The organism is Microcoleus sp. FACHB-68 (assembly GCF_014695715.1).
GTDB lineage: Bacteria > Cyanobacteriota > Cyanobacteriia > Cyanobacteriales > Oscillatoriaceae > FACHB-68.
In genome coordinates this window covers 122,060-148,080 of sequence record NZ_JACJOT010000007.1, presented here as the reverse complement: position 1 = coordinate 148,080, position 26,021 = coordinate 122,060, and the positions used below count along the sequence as shown (strand labels likewise).

The following is a 26,021-nucleotide window of genomic DNA, read 5'->3' as shown; positions in this document are numbered from 1 at the left end:
AGGGGGCATGGCTGCGTCCGTTGTCTCTTTCATGACTCTGAACTCAACGTGAGAGGCTTACTGGGTCGCTATTATACTCTCATTTGCTCTCTCTTTTTGTTTAAGTCCCGTTAATTACTACTGCGAAGAGCGAGCGGAGGCTGAGCCTTAAACAGCCAGGGTAGGGATTTAATTATGTCAAACTGAAGTTGAGGTAAAATTATATGGAGTTAACAGCGAGTATAGAAAATGTAAACAGAAATTTTTGAAGAGGTAGGAGGTCAGCACAATCTATTAACTATCAGATGTTACATTGTGGAAGCAAATGGGATTATGGAAGAATTCCATGCTGTGCCTCCCGGTCATCCAAAATGGATTTGGAATCACCCGACGGCAGCAGCGGCTAAGTTTGCTGAGAAGCACCCAAAGTTTTTGTTAGAGCAGTTTAATTGGCCTTTTAATGAAAGCGAACTCAGCGAGAATATTACTGATTGGCCTACTGAATGGTTGCAGAGAAAATGATTGATAAACAAAGAAATCTTGGCATTGCCAGATGCAACTGGTGATTGCTTGCCTGATTCTTTCATTCTCAACTCTGAAAAACTAATTTTTTTTTACGAAATGCTCATCTTAAAACTCATCGAGTCTGGTTTACTGTCTTGTTGTAGTGCTTTTGTCGTAAGGGTTGTCAAGTCCTATTAAACCAAAGGAAAAGCTACCACATATTATTTTGTTTAATTTAACTTCTCTATTCAGTTTTTTCCTTAGACTTTGTTGCAATGATATTCAAGCTTATTAAGGTATCGAGAATTCGTAAGCTACTACAATCATTAAATAGATTAAACTCTGAAACTTGCTCGTACTCTTCAAAGCCAGCTTCTGCAAGGTATAAAGCTAAAGTTCCAGCATCAAAACCAATTTTATGGACATCATACTCATTGGTTTGGCCGCCAAATATAATTCTCATTAGATGATGGCGTTCTATAACAGTTAAATTTGGATGCAGATACAACCAACATAAAGTTTGTAAATCAGGAACACTTACTAAAAGTCTTCCCCCAGGTTTAAGAACCCGATGCCATTCCCCTAAAGTATTGCCAAGCTCATTATTAATGCCGTAGTAGAAATGTTCTAAGACATGACTGGCATAAATAACGTCAACAGAGTTACTTGCAAATTGACTCAAGTCAGCAGCATCTGCTATATAATCGACTTCTGGACGCGGCTCAATATCTAAAATTTTCCAGTCCGGATGGGGTTCTTGACCACCGATGTGCAGTTTAAGGGATTGCATTTTCGTCAAAAGCTAACCAAAAAATACCTGTATAATATATTATATAGATTAAAATCACATTTAATTGAATCTTTCAAAGACAACTTATCTATCGTTTTACTCCTTTAAAGTTAGAGGCTGCTGATATGTCGCTTTTTGTTTCGAGTTTAAAGAAAAGTGGGCATTTAGATCAAATTCACATGGCGCTATGTCATGTAGGCTCTCGTAAGCTAATAAACCAAGATGACTTTGCTAGTCAAGGCTGGGATCTATTTGCCCCTCGACTGAGTATCTATGGTTTTGACGCAGATGCAGATGCTTGTGATCAAGCCAATGCTGAACTTGAGGCTCGACAAATCAATTGGAATGAAAAACACATTCCTCTGGCACTTTGGAAGTCAGTTGGAGAATCTACGTTATATGTAACGCACGATCCTATGTGCAGCTCGCTTTATCCACCTAATGAACCCTATTTAGCAAGGTTCTCAGAAGTTGCAGAATTCATGAACCTCAATTTTACGGTAGAAATTGAAACAACAACTTTAGATGATTTCTGCAAAGCTCAAAAAATTGAGGAAATTGATTTTCTTCAAACGGACGTTCAAGGGGCAGATCTTCAGGTTTTACAAGGAGCTTCTGAAATTTTATCTCGCAGTATTCTAGGAGTTAAAGTTGAAGTTCTATTTTCTCCGTTGTACGTAGATAGTCCTCTATTTGCTGATATCGATACTTATCTGAGAGAGCAAGGTTTTTCTCTATTTACTTTGACAGCGGCCTCTCGCTATCGTGCTCGCTCACCCATTATATCAACAGTTAGAAACGGTCAAATACTTTGGGGAGATGCTATTTACTTTCGCGATCTCATTCAAGAAAATATAAGCCCAAATTTTAAAACACCAGAACACATCTTAAAATTAGCTTGCATTGCTGAACTGATGGGTTTTCCCGACTATACAATGGAGATTTTGGAATACCTGACTCTAAATTATGGAACCGATCCTCAATACAATTTTGCTAATAATATCATTGAAGGCATATCACAATTTCCAGAACTGGTAAAACAGGGATTCAATTCATTCCCGATTATTCAAAGAATTCGGGATTACGCTAGCGGCGACGCTGCTGATTTATTAGAAAATCGTTAAATTTTTTCAACAAAAAAACTTGTTGCTAAATTAATTCTAATAACCTTGCAGATAATTTTCCCACATCTGCTCATAAGCTTTTTCCATCTCACGAGTAAACTGCTTGGCGTTCCAAAGCGGAGAAGTTTTTCTGGACTGCCAAAGTTTCCAAGCGATTTGTTGGCGTAGTGCAGGTTCTTTACCTAAGCGAATTCCCCATTGTACATACTCTTCATCTGTCCAAGCAATTCCTTCCGTTATTCCAGCATTCATCATCATTGTGTAGCTATTACGGGAAGCAAATTGCTCACCCACCCGCGTCACCATCGGAATTCCCATCCAAAGAGTTTCCATCGTGGTTGTAGCACCGTTATAAGGATAGGTGTCCAGCACGACATCAGCAATCCCTAGGTTAGCCCGGTGCAATAGTTCTGAACCAACTAGCGGCAGAAATCGCAGTTGATCCCTGTCTACTCCCTCTTCTTTTGCGAGCTGGATAAACAATTTCTCGATCGCTTCTCGATCTGCTATCCCTTTAATTAGTAAATAGCTATTGGGTACTTCTTTTATAATTCTCATTTGCAATCGAGCGGTCTCGGTGTGGCGCTTATAGCCAGTTTGACCACTGAAATACACAATTGCATCCTGAGGAATCTCGAAGTCTTCCCGCCTTACTGTTGGTACACCTATTTCAAACCCATCGACTGCTATATAAGTTTGGGGCAATCGCCAAATTTTTTCTGTGTAATACTCCTGAGCTGACGTTGGTAAAACATAGGGATCGGCAATAAAGTAGTCAATAGTTGGAATTTCGGAAGCATCCCAGCCCAACCAAGTAACCTGAACCGGAGCGGGTTTGAGTGCCATGACCTCGCAGCTCATATCGAGCGTGATACTATCAAGCTCAATCAAAATATCAATTTCATCTTCAAAAATTTTATCAGCAATTTCCCAACTATTTACAGAATAAAAAGCTTGAGAAGTTTTACTGATATACCATTCTTCTAAAGGTTTATATCGGCGCTTGTAGTTTACAAAATAGGCATAAATTTTAACCTCTTCCCGGTTATGATGCTCAAAGACACCGCGTGCTAGCCAGCCAACAGAATGCTCCTTGAAGCAAGCCGACAAGTAACCAATCTTTAAAGGTTTGCCAGAAGGCTCCAATCTCCGCTTCAAATGGCCCTTTTGATATCGCTCTATTCGTTCTCGGGCATAAACTTCAATGTTCGCTTGACAAAGCCGCATCATTGAAGTTTGAAGCTGTTTATTGGCTTTAAGGTCATCTTGCAAATAAGGAGCGTAAAAACAAGTTGTAAAAAGCCTTAAAATCTCAATTTGACGGAGAGTAGTTGGTTGTTCTTTGACTAAATCCGCCATCAACTTCTGATGTCGTTGGAAGATAGAATAAGCTTCTTTCCAAGCCGCGCCGGCACTTAGTAATCCGCGCAAAATAAGGTTATTGGCAAATACCCTATCTGCCAATTCTGTCAACAGAGAATAGCATAATTGAGCAGTTTCTATGCCCTTCTGATACTGACCGGCATTTTGATAAAAAGCTGCTAAATGACGTAGAAATTCTGTATTCTCCGGCTCCACTCGAAGATACAGTTCAGCTAAGCTGGCCGCCACACCAGGCCGTCCTTGAGAATAGGCACATTCCGTAGCGGCTGGCAACAATACCTGAAGCAAATGCAGCGGTTGTTCCACATAGGCCAGACTAGCTTCTACCAATTCCAATGAGGCAGGGTGCAGCGGCGCGGCCTCTAAAACACTCTCTAGCGTTTGCAGTAATAACTCAGGATGGAGATTTGCCGGTGGCTCTGCTTTCAGCAGATTCATCGCTCCCCAATCTGCTAAATCATCCCCAGTAAATTTCTCTAGCTGGATTGAGCGCTGAATTAAATACAATAAGTTATTAATATTAGTAGGCTGAAGTTCCCGGATATGCTGCCGGATTAACCAAGCCTGTGAAAACTCTTCTTGCTCTTCCCGTCTTTGAGCTTCTCTATCGAGGACTTTAACCAGTTCTACAGTCCACTCATCTATTTGTTCTGGTTCACCCTCTACCATTCCCAGCAGCCAAGTGGTGTGAGCCTCCTGTTCTTGCTCCTGGAGCAGCAACATCAAGCCCAAATGCCAGTAGTGGAGCTTGACTTCTGGTTCAGCTTCAATGGCCTGCTCGTATAAACTAGCAGCCTGAATATAATTTCCTTGGATACAATACTGCTCAGCTAGTTGCTGCCATTGTTCCAAATCGTGGTAAAAAGTTGCCGACATTGTAAAAAACTGATTTTCTGGGAAACAGGATTCACCAAGCTACATACAATCATACAAAGGGTAGCGTGGTTCCACGCTACCCCTGACAAGCACACGGTTTGAAGGGTAAAACCCTTGATTGGAAAAAGTCTGCCTTTACTTGCCTAAATCTTTTCCGAGAGTTCCACAATCTGTTCCAGTGATGGCTAGTGCACTTGTTGATGTTGCTACTGATTCACACAGCAGTGCTTGGGTAAGAGCTTCGTTAGTGCCTCCTGTGGTAGCAGCGGATGTAGTATAGACTACGCCTGTATAAGCTTTTAAGTTGTTCTTTTGGGGAGCCGCAAACGCCTGGTTTTGGATATTAGTAGCTCCACTTGTCCCAACAATGGTGTATTGGAAGTTTTCTGTTTGACTTTTAATACCAACGCCCAAGTCTGCCATATTCGTTGCCCACCCTTGTCTTTCCAGATAGTAGGCTTGTTGAGAGCGGTTCATCGCACCGACGTTCTGTCTAGCTTCAGCTTGTTTGGCTTTGTTGGTTTGGCTTAGCAGTGAAGGCAAGGCGATAGCAGCTAGAATACCAATGATGATAACAACGACCAGCAGTTCAATTAGTGTGAAACCTTTGTCCTGTTTCTTTTGGTTAAGGTGTTGCAGGAACTTGGCTTTAAATTCTGTCTTCATGAGTGGCTTCTCCTTGAGGGGTGGGATGCTTGTTTCTTATCTGCTGATGTTAACTTACCCACGTTTCGTCAGTTTGATATCACCCTCCAGGAAAATTTTTTATAACAGGCTATGGGAAGTTTCAAGCTAATTTATGCACAATTTATCTAAAATACCCACTTTCTCTCGTTTTCATATCACTGTGCTAAAACTTTTCTTTACTCTCTTGGGATAAATTCAAGCTGAACGCTCCAAAAGCACGTATACAAAGGTTTCTAGCTTTATCAAAAGTTCCTTAACTTCCTCGAAGGCTGTTTCCTGGCTCATCGGCTCCAAAGTCACCAGATCGACCGGCCTGATGTTCAGCCAGTGCGCTACCAAGGACATCACCGGCAGCGCTCGCTCCCACAATGGCAGCAGACAAGCCGCTATACTGCTCTCCAACAGGATAGGAGTTGTGGTGGGCAACGGGATATAACTGCTGATCGTGAATGACGTGTGGTTCGTGATGCACTCCAGCAGCCCTTGCTCAATCTCAGCCGTTTTGAGCTGAGGATGTAGGTGCACAACAGCTTTTTCCCAGTCAGAATACTGCCAACCGGCAACGGGGACACAGGGTTCTGCCTGGTTGGGATGACCACACCAGAAATCAAGCAGCCGGTGGACTGGATTTAACAATTCAAACAAATGCAGCTGCTCTTCCACAGGAATTTCTGGCAAGCTCATTGCTAAAAAGGCCGGCAAATCATCTGGGTTAAACAGATCCAGCAATTCCCAACGCCGCCAATTCACCATACTGATAAACTCTAAATTAGCAGTCTTCAAAGCAGAGAACATCTCAGGTATCGTAAAACCTTTATCGCCTTGAAATAAATAATTCATTAATATCCACTGTTCGTCTGCCTTATCAAACCAAGTTCTAACCTTAAGAAGCACTTCATTTTTCAAAGCCCTCATCGTTTGTACCGCTGCTTCAATCTCATCTTCTCTAGGGTTTTCCTCCATTAATCCCATTATTTTGAAAACTTTCTGAGCGCGAAGATAGTAAACACGCTGTAGAATACTGTGCAGATTGGCCCGAATAATTCCTTCTGGTTTTAGGACAGACTTCATCGCCTGTAATCCTAAAGCTGGATTTGGCAGTAGATAAAGAACTTCGTCGCAATTTATATAATCGAACTTTAAATTTAAAGTCGGCAATTCTTCTATAGAGATTGCATAAAATTCTGTATTCTCAAATCCGTGATACTCCAATCGCTGCTGGGCTAGTTTAACGGATTCTTCTGACAGGTCAATTCCCACAATTTTAGCTCCGGGGTTGGCCTCAGCTAAAGCTAAGGCTTTGTAGCCACTTCCGCACCCGGCATCTAAAATAACTTTTCCCTCGGTTTTTATAATTTTTTGATTTCTTAAATAGTAAGGAGTGACTAAATTATGAGTAAAAAGAAAGTTAAGCTCATCCTTAGGAGATGCTTCTAGAGGCTTTCTAGGATAAGGAGCGGTGTCAAATTGCTGACGAATTTTCTGCCTCACTTCATCCGATGCTTGCTTGTCCATTGTAAATATTTCCTTATCCCTGTAGGTGGGATTATTTACCCTAATTGATCTGAGCTACCAACTAAGAAAAGACGAGCATTTAATAAAATTGATTAAATGCTTAGTAGATATATGTTTGCGATAGAAGGCTCGCAACTTCCCGAAATTTAACTGTGTGTGAACTATAAAAGTTTTGTGCGTCAATAACCCTCAAAGCACCTCAAAATTCTTCATGAGAATAGTGAAAAGTTATTGCATTTTTGACCCAATCCGCATGATTCCTAATTCTGGGGAGCCGGATTCAGATCACCGGCATCCCCAGGTGCCGGCACTCCAGGCAACTGCAATTGATTTGGATTAAAAGTTGTCCCAGGTGCCGGCGTGCCTAAGGGACTTAAAGGAACCGATGGCGTGACGTTAGGAGACGGACTCAAGCCTGGAATTGTAGGATTAACCGGCGTTAAAAGATTTGGATTGGGCGCATCAGTCTCGGAACCGGGCAGAGTGGCTAAGGCAACGCGACTGCCCCCCACTTCTCGCATTTGATCCAACACCTGCACCACATTGTTGTATTTGGCTTCCTTAGAAGCATATAGCACCATCAACCCCTCCGGATTGTTGGTGCTATAGGTTAGCAGCTCTTGAGAAAGCTGATTTGGATTCACCCGCCGTTGGTCGATGTAGGTTTGACCGAACGGATCGAGACCAACGATTAACATTTTACGGATCTGCGGTTGGCCGGTGCTCGCTTTCGGTAAATCAACCGTAATCGCTTGCTGACGGGTTAGTTGCAAGGCAGCAAGAATGAAAAATGTCAAGATACAAAAAATGACATCAATCAAAGGAACGATTTCAATCCGAGCCTCTTCAGTGGGAGAATCCAAGTTAATCTTCATAGCACAGATGTTGGGTGCAATCGGGGTTGGGAAAATTTGCTAGAGAAAGATCGTAATTGAGAAACGATACCGGCAGATTGTCCAGCAGCTTAATGCCTAGACGCTGCCCAAATCTGGAGATTCAGACGCCTTAGAGTCTTTTAAGGGAGTTTGCTCCTCTGGGGGGGTTGTTTGTTCAATCGCTTTGTTCAACCGGCTCGCCTCTTCTAATGGAGTTGGCTCCACTGGAGGGGCACTATATTTAACTGCTCCTTTATCGCGGGTCGAATTTTCGGCAAATGCTTCTGGGGGACGTGCAGCCACACTACTGTCAACCGGATAACGGTGATTGTGCGATTGGGGCCAGAACTGCCGGTAAAGCAACTCTAACTCATTGCCAGCTTTGCGGAAAATCTTAACTTGCTGAAACAAAAACGCCTGAAACACACGGTAAAATGCCAAACTGGTAATCGCTATGACTAGGCCAGTCGCCGTTGTGATCAACGCTTCCCCAATCCCTAAAGTCACTCCTGCCGTTGAAGACGTTCCCAGATCGCCTAGGCGAATTGAACCGAGCGAGTTAATTAAGCCTAAAACTGTCCCCAGCAATCCTAAAAGAGGCGCTAAGGCAATCACAGCTTCTAAGACTTTATCTCCGCGTCGCATGGAAGCCAATTCATCGTCTGCAGCCGACTCCAGTGCCAGCCGAAACACTTCTGGATCGGGCTGTAGCAGACGCAAGGGTGCATAAAGAAACCGCCCAATTGGCTGTCGGTTTGCTTGTCTGGCAATTTCGTTGGCAACTCCCCAATCATAACGAGCCGCCTCTAGCACTCGATTCACGATCGCCCTTTCTTTGAGCGCAATGTTAGCCCAGAACCACAGCCGCTCGATGATCGTCGCAACAGACAGGATAGACAGAGCCAGCAACGGCCACATGGCTGGGCCGCCCTTTGCAAATAGTTCTTTGACTAATTCTAGATTCACGGTCTTTGCTTTCCTCCTTACGTTCCTCGCCCCAAGTTCTGTTTTACAGGCTGTCTATAACAAATCCCTAGGCATTTTAATTTTAGAGATTTATAAACCCCTTACAAGCCGGTAACCTAAATTTTGGAGAATCTGTCAGCGAGGGGCGATCAACCTTTATTTGCTGTAATTGCCTTGATAACCGGCAATTTACAGCGTCAGCGACCCCGCCTCGGAGGTTGACCTCACCATCTCACCGGCTGATCCACCGGCACCCTTGGAGGCATCGGTTACAGAAGTCTGGCGGAAAATTTCTCAAATCGAGACTCAATGAGGGTAAACCGGAAATAATTTTTTTTCAAGGGATTGATAAATACGGGTTATGACACAGGATTTGTGTTTTGGTGTCATCAACTGCTTTTGTCTTGCCGGCATCACATTTGCGGTTCCAGAAACCCTTTACATTCATCCTGTGCCAAATTGTCCTCAATCAGAAGTTCCAGCACCGACACGATTGCTGGCTGCTTTATCTGAAGGGAGTATCCGCAGCCTCAGGGCGTGTCCCCAATCAATCTACGCAGCAAGTCTATTGGATTAGATTGGCTGCTTAAGGCTCTAAGCAGGGCGCGAGTGTTCTGTTTGTGTCGATAGCTTCACTCTCTCAGCCCAAGTTTGCCACCTCATTGCAAATTAAGATTTGCAAGCCTAACTCCATCAGTCAAAGCTTGGCAGATCATTGGAAATTTTTATTAACAAGTAGTATACATTCGTGTTTTCCCAGATGTAGAATTTTTTTATTCATAGATTAAATGCTATTAAAATGTAAATTTCATAGGTTAAATTCTATGAATACAGTTCAAGGTTTTTCACAACTGACAAAGATTCAATTGGAACCGAGACGAGAGTTGTTCCTCAATCTCGCTGTGACCTTTTCCCGTATTCAACTGGTGTTGCTTCTGGTGCTGGCGCGATTGTCGGCTTTTTTGCGGCGCTATTTGGCGGCACTCCCACTTTAATTTGTGAGCCAACCAGACCCGATGACAGAATTACCGACGCGGATGATGCCATTGTCTTAAGCAACTTTACCTCAGCGGCCCGATGATTTTTGGAGTTTCCAAGGCGATTTCCCGTGAGCAAGCGGTTGTGAAAAACTATGAAGTGTTGATTCTGGATTTGAGCGATGTCCCGCTGTTAGGGGTGACTTCTTCCCTGGCGATTGAGAATGCGATTAAGGATGCCTGCGATCAAGGCCGGCACGTATTTATTGTGGGCGCTGCCGGCAAGATTAAGCGGAGGCTGCAAGACTTAAAGATTTTGGAACTTTTGCCAGCGCAGAACTTGCTGATGGATCGTAAGGAAGCCCTAAAGCAGGCTGTGGCGCTAATCAAGGGAGATGAAGTTGCTGGTAATGTCTCTACCTATCAGGCTGCAGCAGATCGCACTGCAAGCACAGGTTATCTATTAGAAACAAGCGATCCTGTAGTATAAACTACTCGTGAAAAGCTTGTGTCCTGCGGGCATCTTGCCTGCACAAGCCATTACAACCTATTTAGTAAGATTGCTAGATTTACAATTTTAGGAGGCATGAAACCTTCTAAAACTGCTTGCTTTTTATCGCGCATCCGAGCTTGAGATACCGCTTGGATGCGGGATACGCTCATTGGTTTCTTGTCTCAGTTGTTCTAGACGCGACAACCCGACAACATCCAAATCGCTAGGTTACAAAACTTTAGACTTAATTTATTTTGAATGCCAGAACCCGGACTTGAACCGGGGACACGAGGATTTTCAGTCCTCTGCTCTACCAACTGAGCTATTCCGGCAACCGTTTTTTTGGTGCTTTATTAAAGTAGCAAATCAGATGAGTTTTTGGCAAGTACCTTTGAAAAAAAAGTTTTTGAGGGTGGGAAAACCCCCTTAGATGGGCCGCAAGCGAGTGACTTTCAGCTTAAATGCTCCGATGCCGGTTTCTCCAAAGGCTCGCACCCGAATAATATAGGTGCCGGCTTTGGTAATGCGGGAAAACAGCAGGGAGTTGGTGGTGCCATCTGGGCCATCATCATTTTCTGCGACGGTTGAGCCATCTTCGGCTAGCAGGGAAACAATTGCGTCAAAACTGTCGGATGACAAGTCAACTGCTAGCTGTTCTCCCTCTGTCAGCGTCACAATGTAGTCTCTTGCAAATCCACCTTGACCTGTGGGGATATCTTTTTCTGAGAGCGTATCTGAAACTTGATTATTAGGCGGTAAGGTAATTGGGTTATATAACTTATTCTGGGCCTTCGCACCCACAGCACTAAGGCCAACAACGAGCAAGCTGAGCGGAATGAAGACGAAGCGACAGGAGAGGACAAAAAAACGAGTCATGGATGGAAAGAAGAGTGGGTGAGGGGGAGAAGGCAATGGTTAGCCGGCAGCGAGATATTTAAGATGCAGGGTTCCAGAAAATGAATTATTCTGGGCGGGGGTTCACTGCTGCGGATCTAAGGCAGCTTTGATTATAGGCTCTGTCGCGGATGAGATGTCAGTATAGTTAGGTTTGAGTTTGTGGTTGATAGCGGGGAACGTAAAAAGTTTGGGGGTTTACCGGCTTTAGGGTTAATTTGGCTGGTTGGTGCATTGAGTGATCGCGTCTGGTTTGCCCTTGATAAGTCAGTGCCGGCTTGGGATCAGGCAGAATATTTAACCGGCGGTTTGACTTACTGGCAAGCTTTGCAGCACCCTCTTTGGTTGAATGGTGAGTGGTGGTCAAGTTTTTGGATGATCTCATCGAAAGTTCCTCCCCTGACCTACATCATTACAGCAGGTTTTCTTGATCTTTTTGGTGCCGGTTCCGATCAAGCCACACTGATTAATCTACTCTTTAGCGCAATTTTGTTGGGATCGGTTTATGGTTTAGGCACTCGGCTTTTTAATCGGCAAATCGGTCTTTGGGCCGCTGGATTGTGTTTGCTATTGCCTGGTTTATATTTAGTGCGCCTAGATTTTTTACTAGATTACCCCCTGACGGCTGCGGTTACGCTCTCATTTTATTGCCTCACAATTTGGAAAATTCAACAGGAAAAGGAGAGAGGGGTAACAGGAAAGAATTTACGCCTCACTCAATGGTTGTGGGTGAGTGCATTTGGCATTTGTTTCGGTCTAGCATTGCTGGTTAAACAGACATCTTTATTTTTCCTATTCGTGCCGGTGTTGTGGGTAGCAATCAGCGCGATCCGCCGCCGGCATTGGATTGGCGTGGTTCAGCTAGCTTGGTCTTTAATGCTGTCGGTGCTGGTGTGTGGCCCTTGGTATCGCACAAACTGGCTGCTAATTCTAACGGGTGGTAAACGCGCGACGCTAGATTCAGCAATGGCGGAAGGAGATCCTGCACTTAACACGTTGGATGCTTGGGCATTTTACTGGAAAGACTTACCCCAAATCGTTTCTTGGCCTTTGCTGTTAGTGCCGGCAGTCGGGTTTCTTCTGTATTGGATACGACCGCTTTTCAACAATCAAGCAGCATCTCCCCCTCGCTTTCTGCCGGCAATCAAATGGTTAGCAGTCTTCCTGATCGGCGCTTATTTATTATGTTCGCTGAATATTAACAAAGATTCCCGATATGTCTTGCCCTATCTGCCGGTGTTGTCGCTCTTGTTAGCTTATGGCTTAACACTTTGGCCGCGTCGATGGGGTAAATACATTCGTTGGGGCACTGCCGGCACTGCTATTTTATTAATGTTGTTAAATCTGTGGCCGGCAGAGGGTTTTCTCAGTCGTCAATTCACTCAATTCTTGAGTCCTCGTGCTCAACATTATGCTTATTTGGGGACTGAATGGCCTCATCGGCAAGTCATTGCTGAAATTATTCAAACGCAACCTTATTTAAACTCAAACTTAGGCGTTTTGCCTTCAACGCCGGCAATTAACCAGCACAATTTAAACTACTATGGAGCACTCGCTAACTTCCAGGTTTATGCGCGTCAGGTGGGCGTTAATTTAAAACAAGTCTCTCAGGATGTACGTTCCCTTTCCTGGTTCATTACTAAAACCGGCGATCAAGGTTCAGTTCCAACAGAAGCTCAAGCTGCCATTGTGAAAGCAGTTGAGCAAAGTGCGGATTTCCAATTAAAAAAGTCTTGGCCATTACCCGACGGCAGCCGATTGAAACTCTACCATCGGCGAGTGCCGGCTGTTGAGATACAGGGAACAGAGAAACTAACCCAATCTCCTAATCGCCTAATTTCGGCTAATTCAAACGCCAAAAACCCAAATCGAGTCCAGCTAGAACGAGTCACCGTTCCCGATCAAGCACCTCCTGGGGTGCCGATGCCGGTAACTTATGAATGGTTAGGTTCTTGGGATCAATTGCAAGCCGGTTTAGTCTTGCTTACTTGGCAAAGTAATCCCCAAAAATCGGCTAATTTCTTAATTCCAACTACCCAAATTCCCGTATCACAACAATGGTTACATGATCATGGGATTGGCACCGGCAGCTTGCATAAAGGAATGCCGGCAAACCTATCGAAAAAAGAATTTCAAGTCATTGAACGCATGGCAATGCTGCCGCCTCCCAATGCCAGGGGAATTTATACCTTAAAAGCAACTTATCTAAACCGGCAGACTGGAGAAAGTTATCCGATAAAAGTGCCCGATATTTCCATAAAAATTGAGACTGCAGCAAAACAAGTGCCGGCACCGGAATTAGATTTAATCACGCAGTTGCGAATTTTAGCAATTTCTCTGCCCCAAGGTTCAGATGCTCTCACCCATGTTTTTGAGGAGATCGGGCGAATTAACCAGTATGACCCAATTCAGGATTATACCGTTCAAACTGAATTGGCAATGGAGCACCGGCTTACTCAGGAAGGGCCAAAACGCGGTTACGCCTATGCATTGGCGCTAGCAAGGGTATTACAGCGGGACGCCAAGGGCGCTATTTCGGCACTGGAACAGGTTGTGCGGTTGGATTCGCAAAATCCCTATGGTTATGCGTATCTGGCGTTTTTGCATTTGTATGATCTGCATCCTAAAGCTGCTGAGAAGGCGCTAGAGCCGGCGTTTAAGATTAACCCGAACTTGCCAGAAATTAAGGCTCTCAGAGCTGTAGCGGCGTTAATGCAGGGGAATCTGGTGCAATTCTGGGGGGATGTGCAAACCCTAAGGAATTTAAAGTAAAGGCGCATCTCCACCAATACGTGTTTTATTGACTTTTACACAATTTTATAGTAAAGGGCTAATTGCCAATCGGAATGAAAAATTAGCAATTAGCCCTTTACGATTGATTACGCTTCAGCCTTAGTGATTACGAGGACTTCGCCTTTGAGCATCCGGTTCGCCGCTTCTAGTAGCGCTTCTTCTAGATAAGGCTTGGTGAAGTAACCTCGCGCCCCTAATTGGACTGCCATTTGCCGGTGCCGGTCAGCGCCGCGAGAGGTGAGCATCGCAATCGGGAGATCGGTGAGAATCGGGTCTTTCTGCATCCGGGAAAGTAGTTCCAAACCGTCCATCCGAGGCATTTCAATGTCGCAGAAGACGATATCGCAGGGCAGGCCGGAACGCAGTTTTTCCCAGGCTTCCTGACCGTCACGGGCTTGTTCTACCCGGTAGCCGGCCTTATTAAAGGTCATCGAGAGCAGTTCTCGCACGGTGATTGAGTCATCGACGATCAGAACGGTTGGTTCAGTCTTCTCTGGCGGCAGTTCTGCCGGTGTATGAGTAGCTTCATCCCACAGCGCCCCACCGCTTTCTTTTCTCAAGCGACCGGCTGCCAGGTCAATTAGCTCTAAAACGTCGGCAATTGCAACGATCCGGCCATCCCCCATGACCGTCGCACCGGCAACGCCAATCGGCTTGGGCACCGGCCCTTCTAGCTGCTTGATTACAATTTCCTGTTCGCCCAATACCTGATCCACTTGCAGGGCCAGATAGTTGCCGGCACTTCGCAGTACCACCACTGAAATCACGTCATCTTCGGCGTTAGAACCATACACGCTACCCCGACCGAGATGCCGGTTATATGCCAACAACTCGCGCAGGTGTCGGAACGGCAGCATGGAATCACGCCAGGGAATACAAGTCTGGCCATCGGCAGCCGTTTGAACCCGATCTCTGGGCACATCCAGCATATCTTCCACCCCGTCCATTGGGAAGGCAATGCGAGCGCGATCACTAATACAGCACAGCGCCTTAGAAATACTCAGCGTTAACGGCAAGCGAATCGTGAAAGTGGTTCCTTTCCCTGGCGTGGAGTCTGTTGTAATTACGCCTCGGATTTCACTCAAGTCGTTGCGGATGACATCCATCCCGACGCCCCGCCCAGCCGTCATATTCGCCTGATCCATCGTACTAAAACCAGGGTGATACAGCAGCTCGTACACATCTAGGCGAGACATGGTTTGCACGTCACTCTGCTTAATTAGCCCCTTTTCTGCCGCCTTCATTTTCACCCGTTCTGTATCAATCCCCGCGCCGTCATCGGAGAAGGAAATCACGGTTTGGTTGCCTTGGTGGAACGCACGAATGGTGATCCGACCTACTGCCGGCTTGCCTAACCTTTGCCGCACCTCTGGCATCTCGATCCCGTGAGCAATCGCATTATTAATCAGGTGTTTCAACGGATCGGACAAGTGTTCCAGAATCAGCTTGTCAAGCATCGTGTCCCGGCCCTCTAGCCGGATTTCCGCCTGCTTGCCGTGTTCAATCGCTTTGTCACGCACAGCACGCGCCAGAGGAAACACCCGTTCCAGAGACGAGAAAGGCACCATTCGGGAGCGAGTCAGACCTTCTTGCAATTGGGTTGTTACCTGCCGCAACTGCCGGGTGACTTGCTCGGTTTCATCCACAAGGAATTCGATGTCTGCCGCTGATTCCCGAACTCGCACGATCAACTCGATAATTTCTTGGGATTGGGTGTGGAAGCCGGTGAAGCGATCCATTTCCAGCGCGTCAAAGCTTGCACCACTTAGGTGAACGTCTCGTGCAGGGTTATTGCGCGATGACTGATAGTGTTGCCGGCTGCTCAGCAAGGAAATTTCCAGCAGGGATCGCTCATAGAGATCCTGCATCCGCTGACCCACATCACTCAGCTGCTGCACTTGATGCAGCAAGTTATCGAGGAACTGGCGCAACCGTTCTTGGTCTTGCTCTAAGCTGTTACGGTTGACCACCAGTTCCCCAACCAAGTTGCTGAGGTTATCGAGTTGCTTGATTGGCACCCGCATCGTTTGCTCGGCAAATGCCTTGGGACGCATTTTGGGCGAGATCGGCCCTGGTGAGGCTTTTGCTGCTGCCCTGCCACCGGGCATTGTCATTTCAGACAGCGACAGCAGTTCTTCTAAATCTGCAAATTCGCTTTCTTGCTGGGCTGGCTTGGCCATCGGCTCTAGCTGTGGCGGGGCTGCAACCGGCTTCTGGACGGGTGCTGGGGCGGCAGGCGGGTTGAGAAAGTTTTCTAGCTCAGAAAATACTGCTGATGGCGCTCCTTCGACCATAAAGGCTGTAGGTTTTTCCTCTAACAGCGCTTCTAAATCATCAAAGGCACCGCCAGTATCTAGGGTGAGCGAAGCAGCTTGTATGACAGGTTCTACTTGCTCTAGGGACTGTTCAAAGTTCTCGGCTTCTGTCGTATCGAGTAGGCTGTCGTCAAAGTCGAAATTGTCTATCTCATCGCTGCTGTCCTCAAGCCCGTCAAACAAGTTTTCTGAGTCATCGGCGGCGGCTGCAACCGTTAAATCCTCAAACGTCAGAGGTTCTTCTTCTGAGGCAACTTCTGAATTTAACCAATTGCTTGAGAAGTCGGGGAGTTCGGTTTCTGAGGCCGGCTCAGAACCAAATAAGGCGTTCAGATCCCCAGACATTGAAAGGGTTTCCTCTGCTTCAGTTGAGAGTAAGTCCAAATCTAAATCCGCACCTTCAAACAGATCCCACTCCTCAGCGAATGAGGAATCTAAGCCGGTTTCTGGTGTCGAGGCGTCAGGTTCTCCACCAAACAAATCCATCTCGCCAAAGTCCAGACTATTGTCTGAGCCGGCAGTCCCTAGCGTTTCTTGCGGTTCTTCATCTGCTAGCTCAAACAAATCTGCCAGATCGCCGTCAAAATTCAGCGTTTCCTCTGCCGGTTGGGCGAAAGACACCTCATTTGCTGTCTGTCGGATAGCCGGTATTGCTGGCACTTCCTCAGTATCTGTTTCTGTGTCGAACCAGTTCGTGTCTGCAACTGTTTCTAGACCCAATAAATCCTCTAAATTTGTCTCCGCATCCCAATCAAGTTCGGCTTCTGGATTTGGCTCTAGATCCGAATCCCCAAACAAGGCATCTAAATTTTCGCTGTTTCTATCCTTAGAGCCTTGCGGACTTGGATGAAGGCCATCTAAATCCAAATGCTCCCACTCACCTAAGTTGTCTGTGGTTGTATCTGAGAAAACATCTAATGAAATTTCTTCTGCTGCCGACGTTGTTTGGACGTCCTGAGGCTCAGTGATGGCTAGCAAATCGCTTAAGTCATCCTGAGTTGCTGCCGCATTGGCGGGCGCAGGAGCCGCTTTGGGGGCGTCTTCTTCCTCAAACAGACTCTCAAACTCTAGATTGTCGCCACTGCCGTTGTGATCCCAACTTGGCTCGGCGGTGTCAGGGCTAGCTGCCTCGCCGGTGTCCCACAACTCATTCCACTCTTGCGCTGCTTGTGTTTGGCTTGCTGAGGCAGTGGGTTGAATACTGAGGCTGGGCGGTTGAGGAGAGAAATCTAACGCCTCACTGTCTTCAAAGAGCGCCTCCAGGTTACTTTCAGCGGAGCCTGATGTTTTAGATTGAGAGGGTGAATCGGCAAACATAGGGTCTTTCTCATTTAAACCGGCAAAGAGTTCTTCGAGATTATTTGTCTCGCTGAACGCACTCAAGTCGCTGTCATTGCCTTCTAAGTTTAAACTTTCAAAATCGCCGGTAGCGTCTAACAGGCTACCGTGTGCGTGTTCGGCTGCGCCTGTTTGTGGGGCATCGTCGAAGCTGTTGAAGTCAAAGGTTAATCCCTCTTCTACCAGTTCCTCAGATGAGTTGTCGAACAAATTTTCCCCTTCGCCTGCTGCCGCCCCCCAGCTGTCATCATCCAGTAATGCGTCTCCAAATAAACTGTTCAGTTCATCCACGGTATTAACTTCCTCTGCAGGCTCATTTTTGCCGTCTTCTTCAAATAGAAGGTCTGAAAAATCGCTAGCCAGTAAATCGGAGGAAATATTGGCTGAAGCTTCTCGAACAAAATTATCTGTTTTCTCGCGCGCGCTGGGTTCGTTAACTTCTTCGGGTTCCCAATTGCTATCCAATTCTGGTGATTCGCCTTCAAAGAGATCGGCTAGGCTATTGAGTTCTGCCATACCTACTTCTGGCCCTGTGTGACCGGCGCGTTTGCCGACAGGGGCTTCGTTGGCTGGGGTGTAGCGATTGACGATTGAGCTTTGACGGGTAAAATCTTCTCCTTCCTCACCCGGTACGATTGCCCCGCCGTGGGCAGTGCTGGGACTTTTAGCTTTACCGGCTTGAGATTTGTTCGAGCCGCTCATGCCTGTGCCCGAAGCGACGTGACTGCTGCTGCGGCTGCCTGCTCCTGCAACTGCCCGTTCTGCCGGTGCGGGTTGTGCCTTTTGGGCCGGTTGCAGCGCTTTCAGTTTGGAACTAACGGCAATTTCAGCGCCTAGGCCGGCTAAAACTAATTCTTGCGCCTGTTTAATTTCCTTGATGACGAGCGGTGCCAGTGTGCTGTAGGTAATATTAGGGTTGGAGATCGCTTTGGAAGCACATTCTAGCAATTCGCTCCAGTTTCGCAGGTCAAATTGCTCACCGGCTCGGACTAAGCTGCGACAGATATCTTGAAGCTTTTGCCGACTTTGCTGTCCATCGGGCTGTTTAAACAGCTGCAACATTTCCCGCAGATATGCCGGTACATCGCTTTGAAAAATTAGTTGCAGAGCACTTTCTTCCTGAAGTTCTCCAGACTTTTGCTTGCCTGCTTTTGTCTCTTTGGGTGCGACTGCCGGCACTTTTGCCGCGACTTTTGCTGCTGCTGGGGCGCTTTTGGCTGCACCCGGTACAATTAAACCAGAGTGACTTACCAGCCCTCCCAGGTGAGCCGTCAGCTCGATAAATACTGGCTCTACGCCAGACATAATTGCTTCAGCGACTTCTTCTGCCAGACCGTCGGGAGTGGCTGACAGCTGCTCTACAAGCTCTTTCAGGGCGTCAAATACCCGCAAAAACAGACTTTCCAGTTTTTGATCAACTTCAACGGGACACTCTTTCAGCAGCTTAAAACAATCTTCTAAGCGGTGAGAGGTTTCCTCAATGCTGCTAATTCCCAGCATCCCTGCCCCTCCCTTCACTGAGTGGGCTGCCCTGAAGACTTCATTCACCTGTTCGGAGTCTTCAATCGTGCTTTGCAGATTCAACAAACCTTGTTCAATGGTATTGAGGTGGTCTTTAGCCTCCTCAATAAAATACTGCATGATTCGCTGTTGTTGTTCTGGCAGCATAAAAGTGTCCCACTTCAGAAGGATGAAAGAGGAAGGGTTAAGGGTGACAGTTGCAGCTTCACACTTGACACTTCAATTCTAAAATCTAACGAATTTACATACAAATGTACCCAACTTATCAATATTTCATATCAAAGCCGCCCTTGTGCCGCCTCGCCTTTGAGCCGGCAAACCTTTGTTTTGGGTCAAAAATCGGAAAATAAGAGAATTTTCCCGAATTTTCGGGTGGGATTCTCTGAAAGCTCTCACAAGGGTAGGTTGTTTTGGTTGGCTTGCCGGCAGCGTCGCAGTGAATGCCTCAGACACGGATAGTTTCGCTGGCTCTTTCCTTCTTCTCGTTAGTAGCTTAACGATTAAATGGCTACCCCTGAAGCCTGTTTCCCATAGCCGGTGCTATATTCTCAGCGCTCTGTGGGATCAACACGGAAGCGCTCCACAGAAGTTAGAAGGTCACGGGCCACACCCACCAGATTTTGCAGTGCTCCGGACACCCGCTGGGCTTCTTGAGAAGTTTCCTGGGCTGTCAGCTCGACTGCTTGCATCACTTGGGCCACGGCTCGTGAAGTTTCTGTTTGCTCTACGGTATCGGCTGTAATCGAGCGCACTAGCACGTCGATGCGATTCGAGATTTGGATGATATCTTCCAGCGCCCGTTTGGCTTGTTCTGCCAGTCGGGTGCCTTCGATCACCTGCTGAGTGCCTTCTTCCATTGCAGTCATCACCGAGCCGGTTTCGCTCTGGATCTGCATCACGATTTGCTCGATTTCCTTGAGCGCTTTTGCGGAACGATCTGCCAACTGCCGCACTTCATCGGCAACGATGGCAAACCCTCTGCCGGCCTCACCGGCTCGCGCTGCTTCAATACTGGCGTTGAGTGCTAGCAAGTTTGTGCGGGAGGCAATCGTGGAAATCAGGGCCACAATCTTGGAAATTTCTTGAGACGATTCTGCCAGTCGCTTGACTTTTCGAGTTGTTTCTGCTACGGTTTCTCGAATTTCCAGAATCCCAGCCACCGTTTGTTCTACGGCTTCCCCACCTTTAAGCGCGGTGGTTGAAGCAGTTCGGGCCACTTCCTCAGCTTCTCGCGCACTTTCGGCCACCCGTTGAATGGCATCGGTCATGACTTGCACAGAGTTGAGGGTTGCTGCCAATTCTTCCGCTTGCCGCAAGGCGTCTGAAGACAAACTGCGAGCGAACGACTCACTATCAGCAGATCCTTTTGTTACTTGTCGCGCCGCCAGTTTCACCTGGAGCACAATTTCCCGCAGGTTTTGAATGGTCAGGTTAAACGAGTCGGCAACGGCTCCTAGCACGTCTGCAGTCACTTCTGCTTGTACGGTTAAGTCGCCCCGCGCTGCCCCTTCTACGTCGTCCAGCAGCCGAATCACTTGGCGCTGCAAGTCTTCTTTGGCTTGCTCTTGTTCTTCGGCTTTGCGCTGCGCCTCAGAGGTGGTGGTGAAGATGACGCGGGCCATGTGGTTAAATTTGGTCGCCATCTGGCCAAATTCATCTTCTGCGTAGACGGTGGCACGGGCGCTGAGATTGCCTTGAGAGACGGCATCAAATTGAGCTTGCAGATCGTCGGTGGCTCGTTTGATTTGGCGGGTGGTGAGCTGGCCGAATCCTAGTGCCGTCAAACCGCCGGCTAGTCCGGCTCCGGCTGCCATTGCGGCATTTTTCAGTTGGGGGATGGGATAGATGGCTGTGGTGTAGCTGACGGCGGCAGCGGCAATGGCTGCCACAGCGCCGGTAATTAAAGCCGTCCACATCTGTTTGGTGGCCAGCGGGGCATTTTCAAACGGGGCTAGCCAGCCTTGCTCTTGGGTGACGGTTGGCTCGGCCCCGCCGGCATCGGCATGGGCGAAGGTGGGGACGGGTTCGCTGGTGCCGGCAATGCTGAAAATTTCATCGTCGCGGATCAGCGAGCCATCGGTTAAATCGCTGCTGAAGCCTGAATTTCTGCTGCCTAGCCGGTTGGAACTGCCTGTTGATGATCCAAACCCATAACCACCTGAAGGGCTGGTAGCTCCGGTGGAATCTTCCGACAGGTCAAAGTCTGGGATCTCGCTGCCGATATCATCAAACTCATCAAATTCATCTAAGTAGTCAATGCCGCCGTGCTGATTTAGCCCCCCTGATGCCGATGCCGGCGGGCTGTTGAAATCTTGAACCCCGAATGCGGCATCTTGAGCAAACACATCATCGTCAAAGGCGTCAAACTCATAGCTGCCTTGGGAGTTATAGCCGTTCTTTTCGGATCGCTCGGATCGGGTAAAGTTCTGCTGGCTCCTGGGGTAACTATGATTACCTGCGTAGGTGCCGGTGTCTGGCTCATCCAAGCTTGAGTCGTCAAATCGGTAGTCGTCGGCTGCTGCCTCTAATGCTTCGCCCCTCATTAGTAGGGTGGCATCTTCTGCGTCTGGATCGTTGCCGGTGAACCGATTTCCTGAGATGTTTTTGTGCTGATTACTGAACGCTTCCGTAACGTCTTCGCCATACTCGTTCTCGTCCCCAAACCCGTTAGTTTGAGGAGCGGTGCTGTTTCCAAGCTGCCAATCGAGGGGGTCTAAGGCTTCTTCAAAGGCATCCAGTTGGGCGGACAGGCCGGCTGCGTCGAAGTCATCTGTGTCTGCGAAGGGGGTAGCAAATGCTTCTTCGTCGCTTTCTCCAAAAGGCGTGGCAAATGCTTCTTCGTCGCTTTCTCTAAAAGGCGCGGCAAACGCTTCTTCGTCGCTTGCTCCAAAAGGCGCGGCAAATGCTTCTTCGCTGCCCGTATCCCCAAACGGGGATGCGAACACTTCATGATTGCCGTCGCTTTCTCCGAAAGGGGTGCCAAATGCTTGTTCACTGCCAGTGTCTCCGAAGGGGGAAGCCAGCGCTTGAGCGTCGGCGTCTTCCCTAACTTCTAGATCCGGCATTTCATCTGTGCTTAAAAAATCAGGCAGATCGGCTCCCAAATCTTGGTCGTTCCAGCTTGATTCTTGGTAGTCGGCCAGCAAGCTAGGATCGATTACAAACGGATCGCCAATGCCTGAGTCTGAATCGTGGGACTGTGGCTGTTGCGGCGAATAAGCAGCCTCTGTTGAGTTGCCAAACGGATTAGCATTTTGGTGAGAAATTGCCGGTTCTTCAGCCAAATCGTTGAGACCATTGAGGTCTAAGTCGGCTAGGTCGAAATTATTATCTTGAGAGAGTTCTTCGATATCTTGCCATGCCTGAGCGTTAGACTCTTCTAATGCGCCAGAGTCATCGACTAAGTAGTGCTGCCCGTTGGCGTAGAGGTCTTCGTCTGGAGGATCTTCCATGCCGGCACCGCCGCCAGCGTTGCTAAATTGATGAGCATCAGCCAGACCATTTTGGGCTAACTCCACGAACTCTGGCTCGGACGTCAGACGCAGAACCCATTCATATTCTTGCTGAGCAATTTCATACTGATGGAGCACATAGCAGTAGATGTTGCCCCGTAGCAGACGCACACTGAAATCGTCAGGACGCTCCTGACTTAATCGTTCTAGAATTGCAGCGGCTTCATCATAATTGCCCTGCATATAGGCGGATTGTGCCCGTTCGTAATCCTGCGCGTAGTCCGTACTTGATGCCATTGGTCTCCCCCTGCCCAATTTTGGAGTTTTGATTTTAGATTTTATGTTTTGCTCAAATCTAAAATCTAAATTCTTTATGCTGCTCTAAAATCTAAAATTCTTTATGTTGCCCACCGGGCGGAGCGAAGAATTTTGACCTGATCTAGCAGTCGGAGAAACTGATCCCCCTCGGCGTTCAACACCCACTCACCATCCAGAAATGGCTCCATACTATCTGGTGCGTTTGTTCTCCGCTGCAACTGAGCCACATCTAGCCATTCCATTCCCACGATCCGGTCAACAGCTAACCCTAGTATAGTGTCTTGGTCTTCTACCGCAATCACCGGCAGTTCAGGTCGATCAGTATTTAAGGGTGTCGCATCTCCTAAAAACTGACCGAGATCGGCGACCCAGATCACTCTTCCCCGCACGTTCAAGGTTCCTAAAAGTAAGGAAGATACATTGGGAACGGGAGTTATTCGGTCTGGTGAAGGGGAAATGACTTCGCGGATGCCTTTAGCCGGCAAGGCAAATTCGGTGCCGGCAGGAACGAAAAACCGCAGGTGCAATTCACCTTCAGGACTGTCTAGTTCCTGAAATTCTGGCGCTTGATCTGGCCCGATGCCGGGTAAAAAATCCGGATTCCCCACCATTTGTCTCTTTACCTTTTGATTGCTGGCTGCATCCTGTTGTGATTTTAGGGGTTAGTGGCTAGGGGAAGACGTTTTTGTTTTCTAACCCTATTGCTAGCCTCTTAACAATTGCTTGACGGTTCCTACCAATTCTGTGGGTTGAAAGGGTTTGGCGATGTAGGCATCTGCTCCTTGTTTCATTCCCCAGTAGCGATCAAATTCTTCTCCTTTTGAAGAACACATGACCACCGGCACGTTTTGGGTTTTCGGATCGGCTTTGAGCCGACGGCAAACTTCGTAGCCATTCATCCGAGGCATGACTATATCCAGTACGACTAAATCTGGGCAATTATCTTGTATTCGCTCTAAGGCTTCTACGCCATCACTGGCTACATTAACGGTCAATCCACTCCCTTTCAGGAGGTTTGAGATCATCTCCCGTTGCGTAACGCTGTCTTCCACAACTAGAACTGTACTCATAACTTCCTACCTGGTTGCTGGCTCATAATATTAACGGGAAAGATCCCCTCTATGCCTTTGTTCTCCTTGTTTGAAGTCTGATTAGTGGAGGCAAAAGAGGTGTAAACCACGACTCATCGGTGCTAGAGACTTCTGAGTTGGGCAGTTTTGGACATCGCCACTGGAGAAATGGATACTATAATATTATATTTACACCTTAAAGAAGTATTCTGGGACGATATCCCAAGGGTTCCACTCGCTTTCCGGTTCACTTGCGTACGGTTTTTGGCCGCTTCTGGCACCCTAAGACAGGGCGAAGGGCTAGAGATGGCGAGAGATAATCGGGGCGATGCTCCTGAAGGCAATCGCGTCAAAAGATTCCCCTAAGACAATACAGGAAAGTTAGGGCAACTTTGATACGTTTGTCTGTGGCTAAGGATAGTTTACAGAATAAGCAGGCTTTTATGGCTGCCGGTTTTAACTTAACGGTGCTGAGGGAGTCGAAAAGGATTCGGGCGCATCAAGGTCGAGTTCTGCTTCGAGCACTTCTTGAAGTAATCTTTCCGGTTCGGGATGCTCTGGATAGCCGAGTCCAACATATTTTTCTACTAATGTCAATAGTTCGCTTTCCCCAAAGGGTTTGCTAAGGTAATCTGTTGCGCCGACCATTCGCGCTTTGACTCGGTCGATGAACCCGTCTAAGCCGGTGAGCATGACTATAGGGGTTTGGCGGAAGGCGGTGGAGCGGCGGAGCATGGCAGAAATTTCGTAGCCATCAAGTTCTGGCATCGTAATATCACACAAAATCAAGTCAGGTTTGAGCTGAAAGACTAGACTCAGTGCTTTGAGGGGATTGCTGATGCCGGTGGCTTCGTAACCGCGCTGGCTGAGGATGTATTCAACTGATTTGCGGACGGCAACTTCGTCATCAATACAAACAATGCGGGGCACTTTTGCCGGCTGGCTGGCTTGCCAGTCCCACTTATAGGCACCACTCACTTCTGAGGCGGGATAAGATAGCTGCACTAATCCTTGTTGTACATAAGGATAGATGGCACGCGCCACGGTTAAAACATCTCGATTTAAGTAGCGAGCGAGTTGACGAATCGTAGTTTGCCCATCTGCCCACCGATTAAGGGTGTTGAAGGTAATTTCTGGTAGCGCTTGAGAAAGCTTTTTGGCATCTGAAATGATCGGGCATTGATTGGGTGATTGAATATGGGGGTGAAACTGCTTCCACTCTTGCACCCGCTTCATAATTTTTGTCACCAAAGATCCAATCTCTAAAGTTGTCAGTTGTGGTGCCAAAGCAGGACCCATCTCAAAGATAAAGGAACCGTGATGAAGGCTCAGCAGATCAAACAAGGTTTCATGTACCATGCTTTGAATGATGCTACGCCCTTGGGCAGGACTCAGGACGCGGTTTTCTAAGAGTGCCCAGAGGTAGCCATATTCCGGTGCGTTGGTGGAGGCAATGGAGGGAACTTTGAGATTATCCAGAGCGGTGTCTACCTTGTAGCGTCGCAGATAGTCGCGGAGACGGGATAAATTGCTGTAGCTATCCGCGCCGGCATAAATAATTTGACCATTAAAGAAAAAGACAAACCAGGATTGCTCCCTAAAATCACGGGTTTTGTGGGGATCGCGTTGGGCAATGGCGATGCCGCCCGGTGAACTATTGTAAGCTTCTACAAACAATTCGCCGGTTCGCTGCCCCAACTCAATGAGTTGTAAGATGCTGCGGATATCGATTTCAGTCAAATTTCCCTGCATGCCCTTAAAAGGCTCTCCTTTAAACCGTTTAAATACGTTGGAATTTGTCAATAATCGGTCGAGCCGGCTGTCTTTTAGATTCCCACATTAATGCCTATCCGGGAAATCTTGCCAGCAAGCGGACGGCGAAATCAGCAACGAACTGGGCTTATACTAGATTTCCAAGCTTTGAGCCTAGCAATGGTGGCTGTTTGCTAAAACATTGCCGGCTCGAAAGAGCACCTCTGGCACCCCGCTAACCGTAACGGCTAGGCTGGTACAATAAACTATGTCGGCCAGAGAGGAGTAACGACCGACAAGCTGAAACGCGCTTGGGGTCGCAGTTAGTCAGGTTCAGCGAGACTCGCACGCCTGCCTCAGTCGAGGCTAAAGAGTTTGAGGACTAAAAGTTTCAACTTT

Annotated in this window: 18 protein-coding genes and 1 tRNA gene; 6 read left to right on the top strand and 13 right to left on the bottom strand. The window is 47.4% G+C overall.

Going from position 1 to position 26,021, the window contains the following annotated elements:
• The first annotated feature begins 312 nt into the window (after positions 1 to 312).
• A complete protein-coding gene (locus H6F73_RS09060) occupies positions 313 to 501 on the top strand; it encodes a hypothetical protein (protein WP_190758478.1) in 189 nt (62 codons plus the stop codon).
• A 226-nt stretch (positions 502 to 727) separates the two neighbouring features.
• Here H6F73_RS09060 and H6F73_RS09055 read toward each other — a convergent pair whose 3' ends face one another.
• Positions 728 to 1,273, bottom strand: coding sequence for a methyltransferase domain-containing protein (locus H6F73_RS09055; RefSeq protein WP_190758477.1), 546 nt, complete (start codon positions 1,271 to 1,273; stop codon positions 728 to 730).
• 125 nt (positions 1,274 to 1,398) lie between these two features.
• On the opposite strand from H6F73_RS09055, the gene H6F73_RS09050 reads away from it, so the two are divergent.
• Positions 1,399 to 2,397 carry an FkbM family methyltransferase gene (locus H6F73_RS09050; protein ID WP_190758476.1) on the top strand — a complete coding sequence of 333 codons (999 nt, stop codon included), beginning with the start codon at positions 1,399 to 1,401 and terminating at the stop codon, positions 2,395 to 2,397.
• Positions 2,398 to 2,433: 36 nt separating this feature from the next.
• Here H6F73_RS09050 and H6F73_RS09045 read toward each other — a convergent pair whose 3' ends face one another.
• The 5 genes from H6F73_RS09045 to H6F73_RS09025 all read right to left on the bottom strand — a co-directional run bounded on the left by H6F73_RS09045 (position 2,434) and on the right by H6F73_RS09025 (position 8,651).
• Entirely contained in the window at positions 2,434 to 4,656 is a 2,223-nt protein-coding gene (locus H6F73_RS09045) for an O-linked N-acetylglucosamine transferase, SPINDLY family protein (protein ID WP_190758475.1), read from the bottom strand.
• Between the two features lie 135 nt (positions 4,657 to 4,791).
• Entirely contained in the window at positions 4,792 to 5,322 is a 531-nt protein-coding gene (locus H6F73_RS09040; protein ID WP_190758474.1) for a type IV pilin-like G/H family protein, read from the bottom strand.
• 216 nt (positions 5,323 to 5,538) lie between these two features.
• Positions 5,539 to 6,858 (bottom strand): methyltransferase domain-containing protein, encoded by a 1,320-nt coding sequence (locus H6F73_RS09035; RefSeq protein WP_190758473.1) that lies wholly within the window; start codon positions 6,856 to 6,858, stop codon positions 5,539 to 5,541.
• Positions 6,859 to 7,118: 260 nt separating this feature from the next.
• Positions 7,119 to 7,733 (bottom strand): biopolymer transporter ExbD, encoded by a 615-nt coding sequence (locus H6F73_RS09030; protein ID WP_190758472.1) that lies wholly within the window; start codon positions 7,731 to 7,733, stop codon positions 7,119 to 7,121.
• 96 nt (positions 7,734 to 7,829) lie between these two features.
• Positions 7,830 to 8,651, bottom strand: coding sequence for a MotA/TolQ/ExbB proton channel family protein (locus H6F73_RS09025; protein ID WP_190758490.1), 822 nt, complete (start codon positions 8,649 to 8,651; stop codon positions 7,830 to 7,832).
• A 409-nt stretch (positions 8,652 to 9,060) separates the two neighbouring features.
• Between H6F73_RS09025 and H6F73_RS09020 the strand changes: the two genes are divergently transcribed.
• The 3 genes from H6F73_RS09020 to H6F73_RS09010 all read left to right on the top strand — a co-directional run bounded on the left by H6F73_RS09020 (position 9,061) and on the right by H6F73_RS09010 (position 10,166).
• Positions 9,061 to 9,276: a hypothetical protein gene (locus H6F73_RS09020; protein ID WP_190758471.1), complete on the top strand. Its 216-nt coding sequence runs from the start codon at positions 9,061 to 9,063 to the stop codon at positions 9,274 to 9,276.
• 247 nt (positions 9,277 to 9,523) lie between these two features.
• Positions 9,524 to 9,694 (top strand): hypothetical protein, encoded by a 171-nt coding sequence (locus H6F73_RS09015; RefSeq protein WP_190758470.1) that lies wholly within the window; start codon positions 9,524 to 9,526, stop codon positions 9,692 to 9,694.
• Positions 9,695 to 9,776: 82 nt separating this feature from the next.
• Positions 9,777 to 10,166 carry an STAS domain-containing protein gene (locus H6F73_RS09010; RefSeq protein WP_190758469.1) on the top strand — a complete coding sequence of 130 codons (390 nt, stop codon included), beginning with the start codon at positions 9,777 to 9,779 and terminating at the stop codon, positions 10,164 to 10,166.
• 262 nt (positions 10,167 to 10,428) lie between these two features.
• Here the strand turns inward: H6F73_RS09010 and H6F73_RS09005 are convergent.
• Positions 10,429 to 10,501 (bottom strand) — tRNA-Phe (locus tag H6F73_RS09005).
• A gap of 94 nt (positions 10,502 to 10,595) precedes the next feature.
• The gene (locus H6F73_RS09000) at positions 10,596 to 11,045 is read right to left on the bottom strand and encodes a PPC domain-containing protein (RefSeq protein ID WP_190758468.1); all 450 of its coding nucleotides are present in this window, start codon (positions 11,043 to 11,045) and stop codon (positions 10,596 to 10,598) included.
• Positions 11,046 to 11,225: 180 nt separating this feature from the next.
• Between H6F73_RS09000 and H6F73_RS08995 the strand changes: the two genes are divergently transcribed.
• Entirely contained in the window at positions 11,226 to 13,835 is a 2,610-nt protein-coding gene (locus tag H6F73_RS08995; protein ID WP_190758467.1) for a phospholipid carrier-dependent glycosyltransferase, read from the top strand.
• A 107-nt stretch (positions 13,836 to 13,942) separates the two neighbouring features.
• Here the strand turns inward: H6F73_RS08995 and H6F73_RS08990 are convergent, their stop codons facing one another.
• From H6F73_RS08990 to H6F73_RS08970, 5 genes are all read right to left on the bottom strand, one after another.
• Positions 13,943 to 19,177, bottom strand: coding sequence for a response regulator (locus H6F73_RS08990; protein WP_190758466.1), 5,235 nt, complete (start codon positions 19,175 to 19,177; stop codon positions 13,943 to 13,945).
• 401 nt (positions 19,178 to 19,578) lie between these two features.
• Complete coding sequence (locus H6F73_RS08985) at positions 19,579 to 22,779, bottom strand: HAMP domain-containing methyl-accepting chemotaxis protein (protein WP_190758465.1); 3,201 nt, start codon at positions 22,777 to 22,779, stop codon at positions 19,579 to 19,581.
• A gap of 101 nt (positions 22,780 to 22,880) precedes the next feature.
• Positions 22,881 to 23,411: a chemotaxis protein CheW gene (locus H6F73_RS08980; RefSeq protein ID WP_147685507.1), complete on the bottom strand. Its 531-nt coding sequence runs from the start codon at positions 23,409 to 23,411 to the stop codon at positions 22,881 to 22,883.
• 93 nt (positions 23,412 to 23,504) lie between these two features.
• Positions 23,505 to 23,870 (bottom strand): response regulator, encoded by a 366-nt coding sequence (locus tag H6F73_RS08975; RefSeq protein ID WP_190668756.1) that lies wholly within the window; start codon positions 23,868 to 23,870, stop codon positions 23,505 to 23,507.
• Between the two features lie 456 nt (positions 23,871 to 24,326).
• The gene (locus H6F73_RS08970) at positions 24,327 to 25,622 is read right to left on the bottom strand and encodes a response regulator (RefSeq protein WP_190758464.1); all 1,296 of its coding nucleotides are present in this window, start codon (positions 25,620 to 25,622) and stop codon (positions 24,327 to 24,329) included.
• Between the last annotated feature and the right edge of the window lie 399 nt (positions 25,623 to 26,021).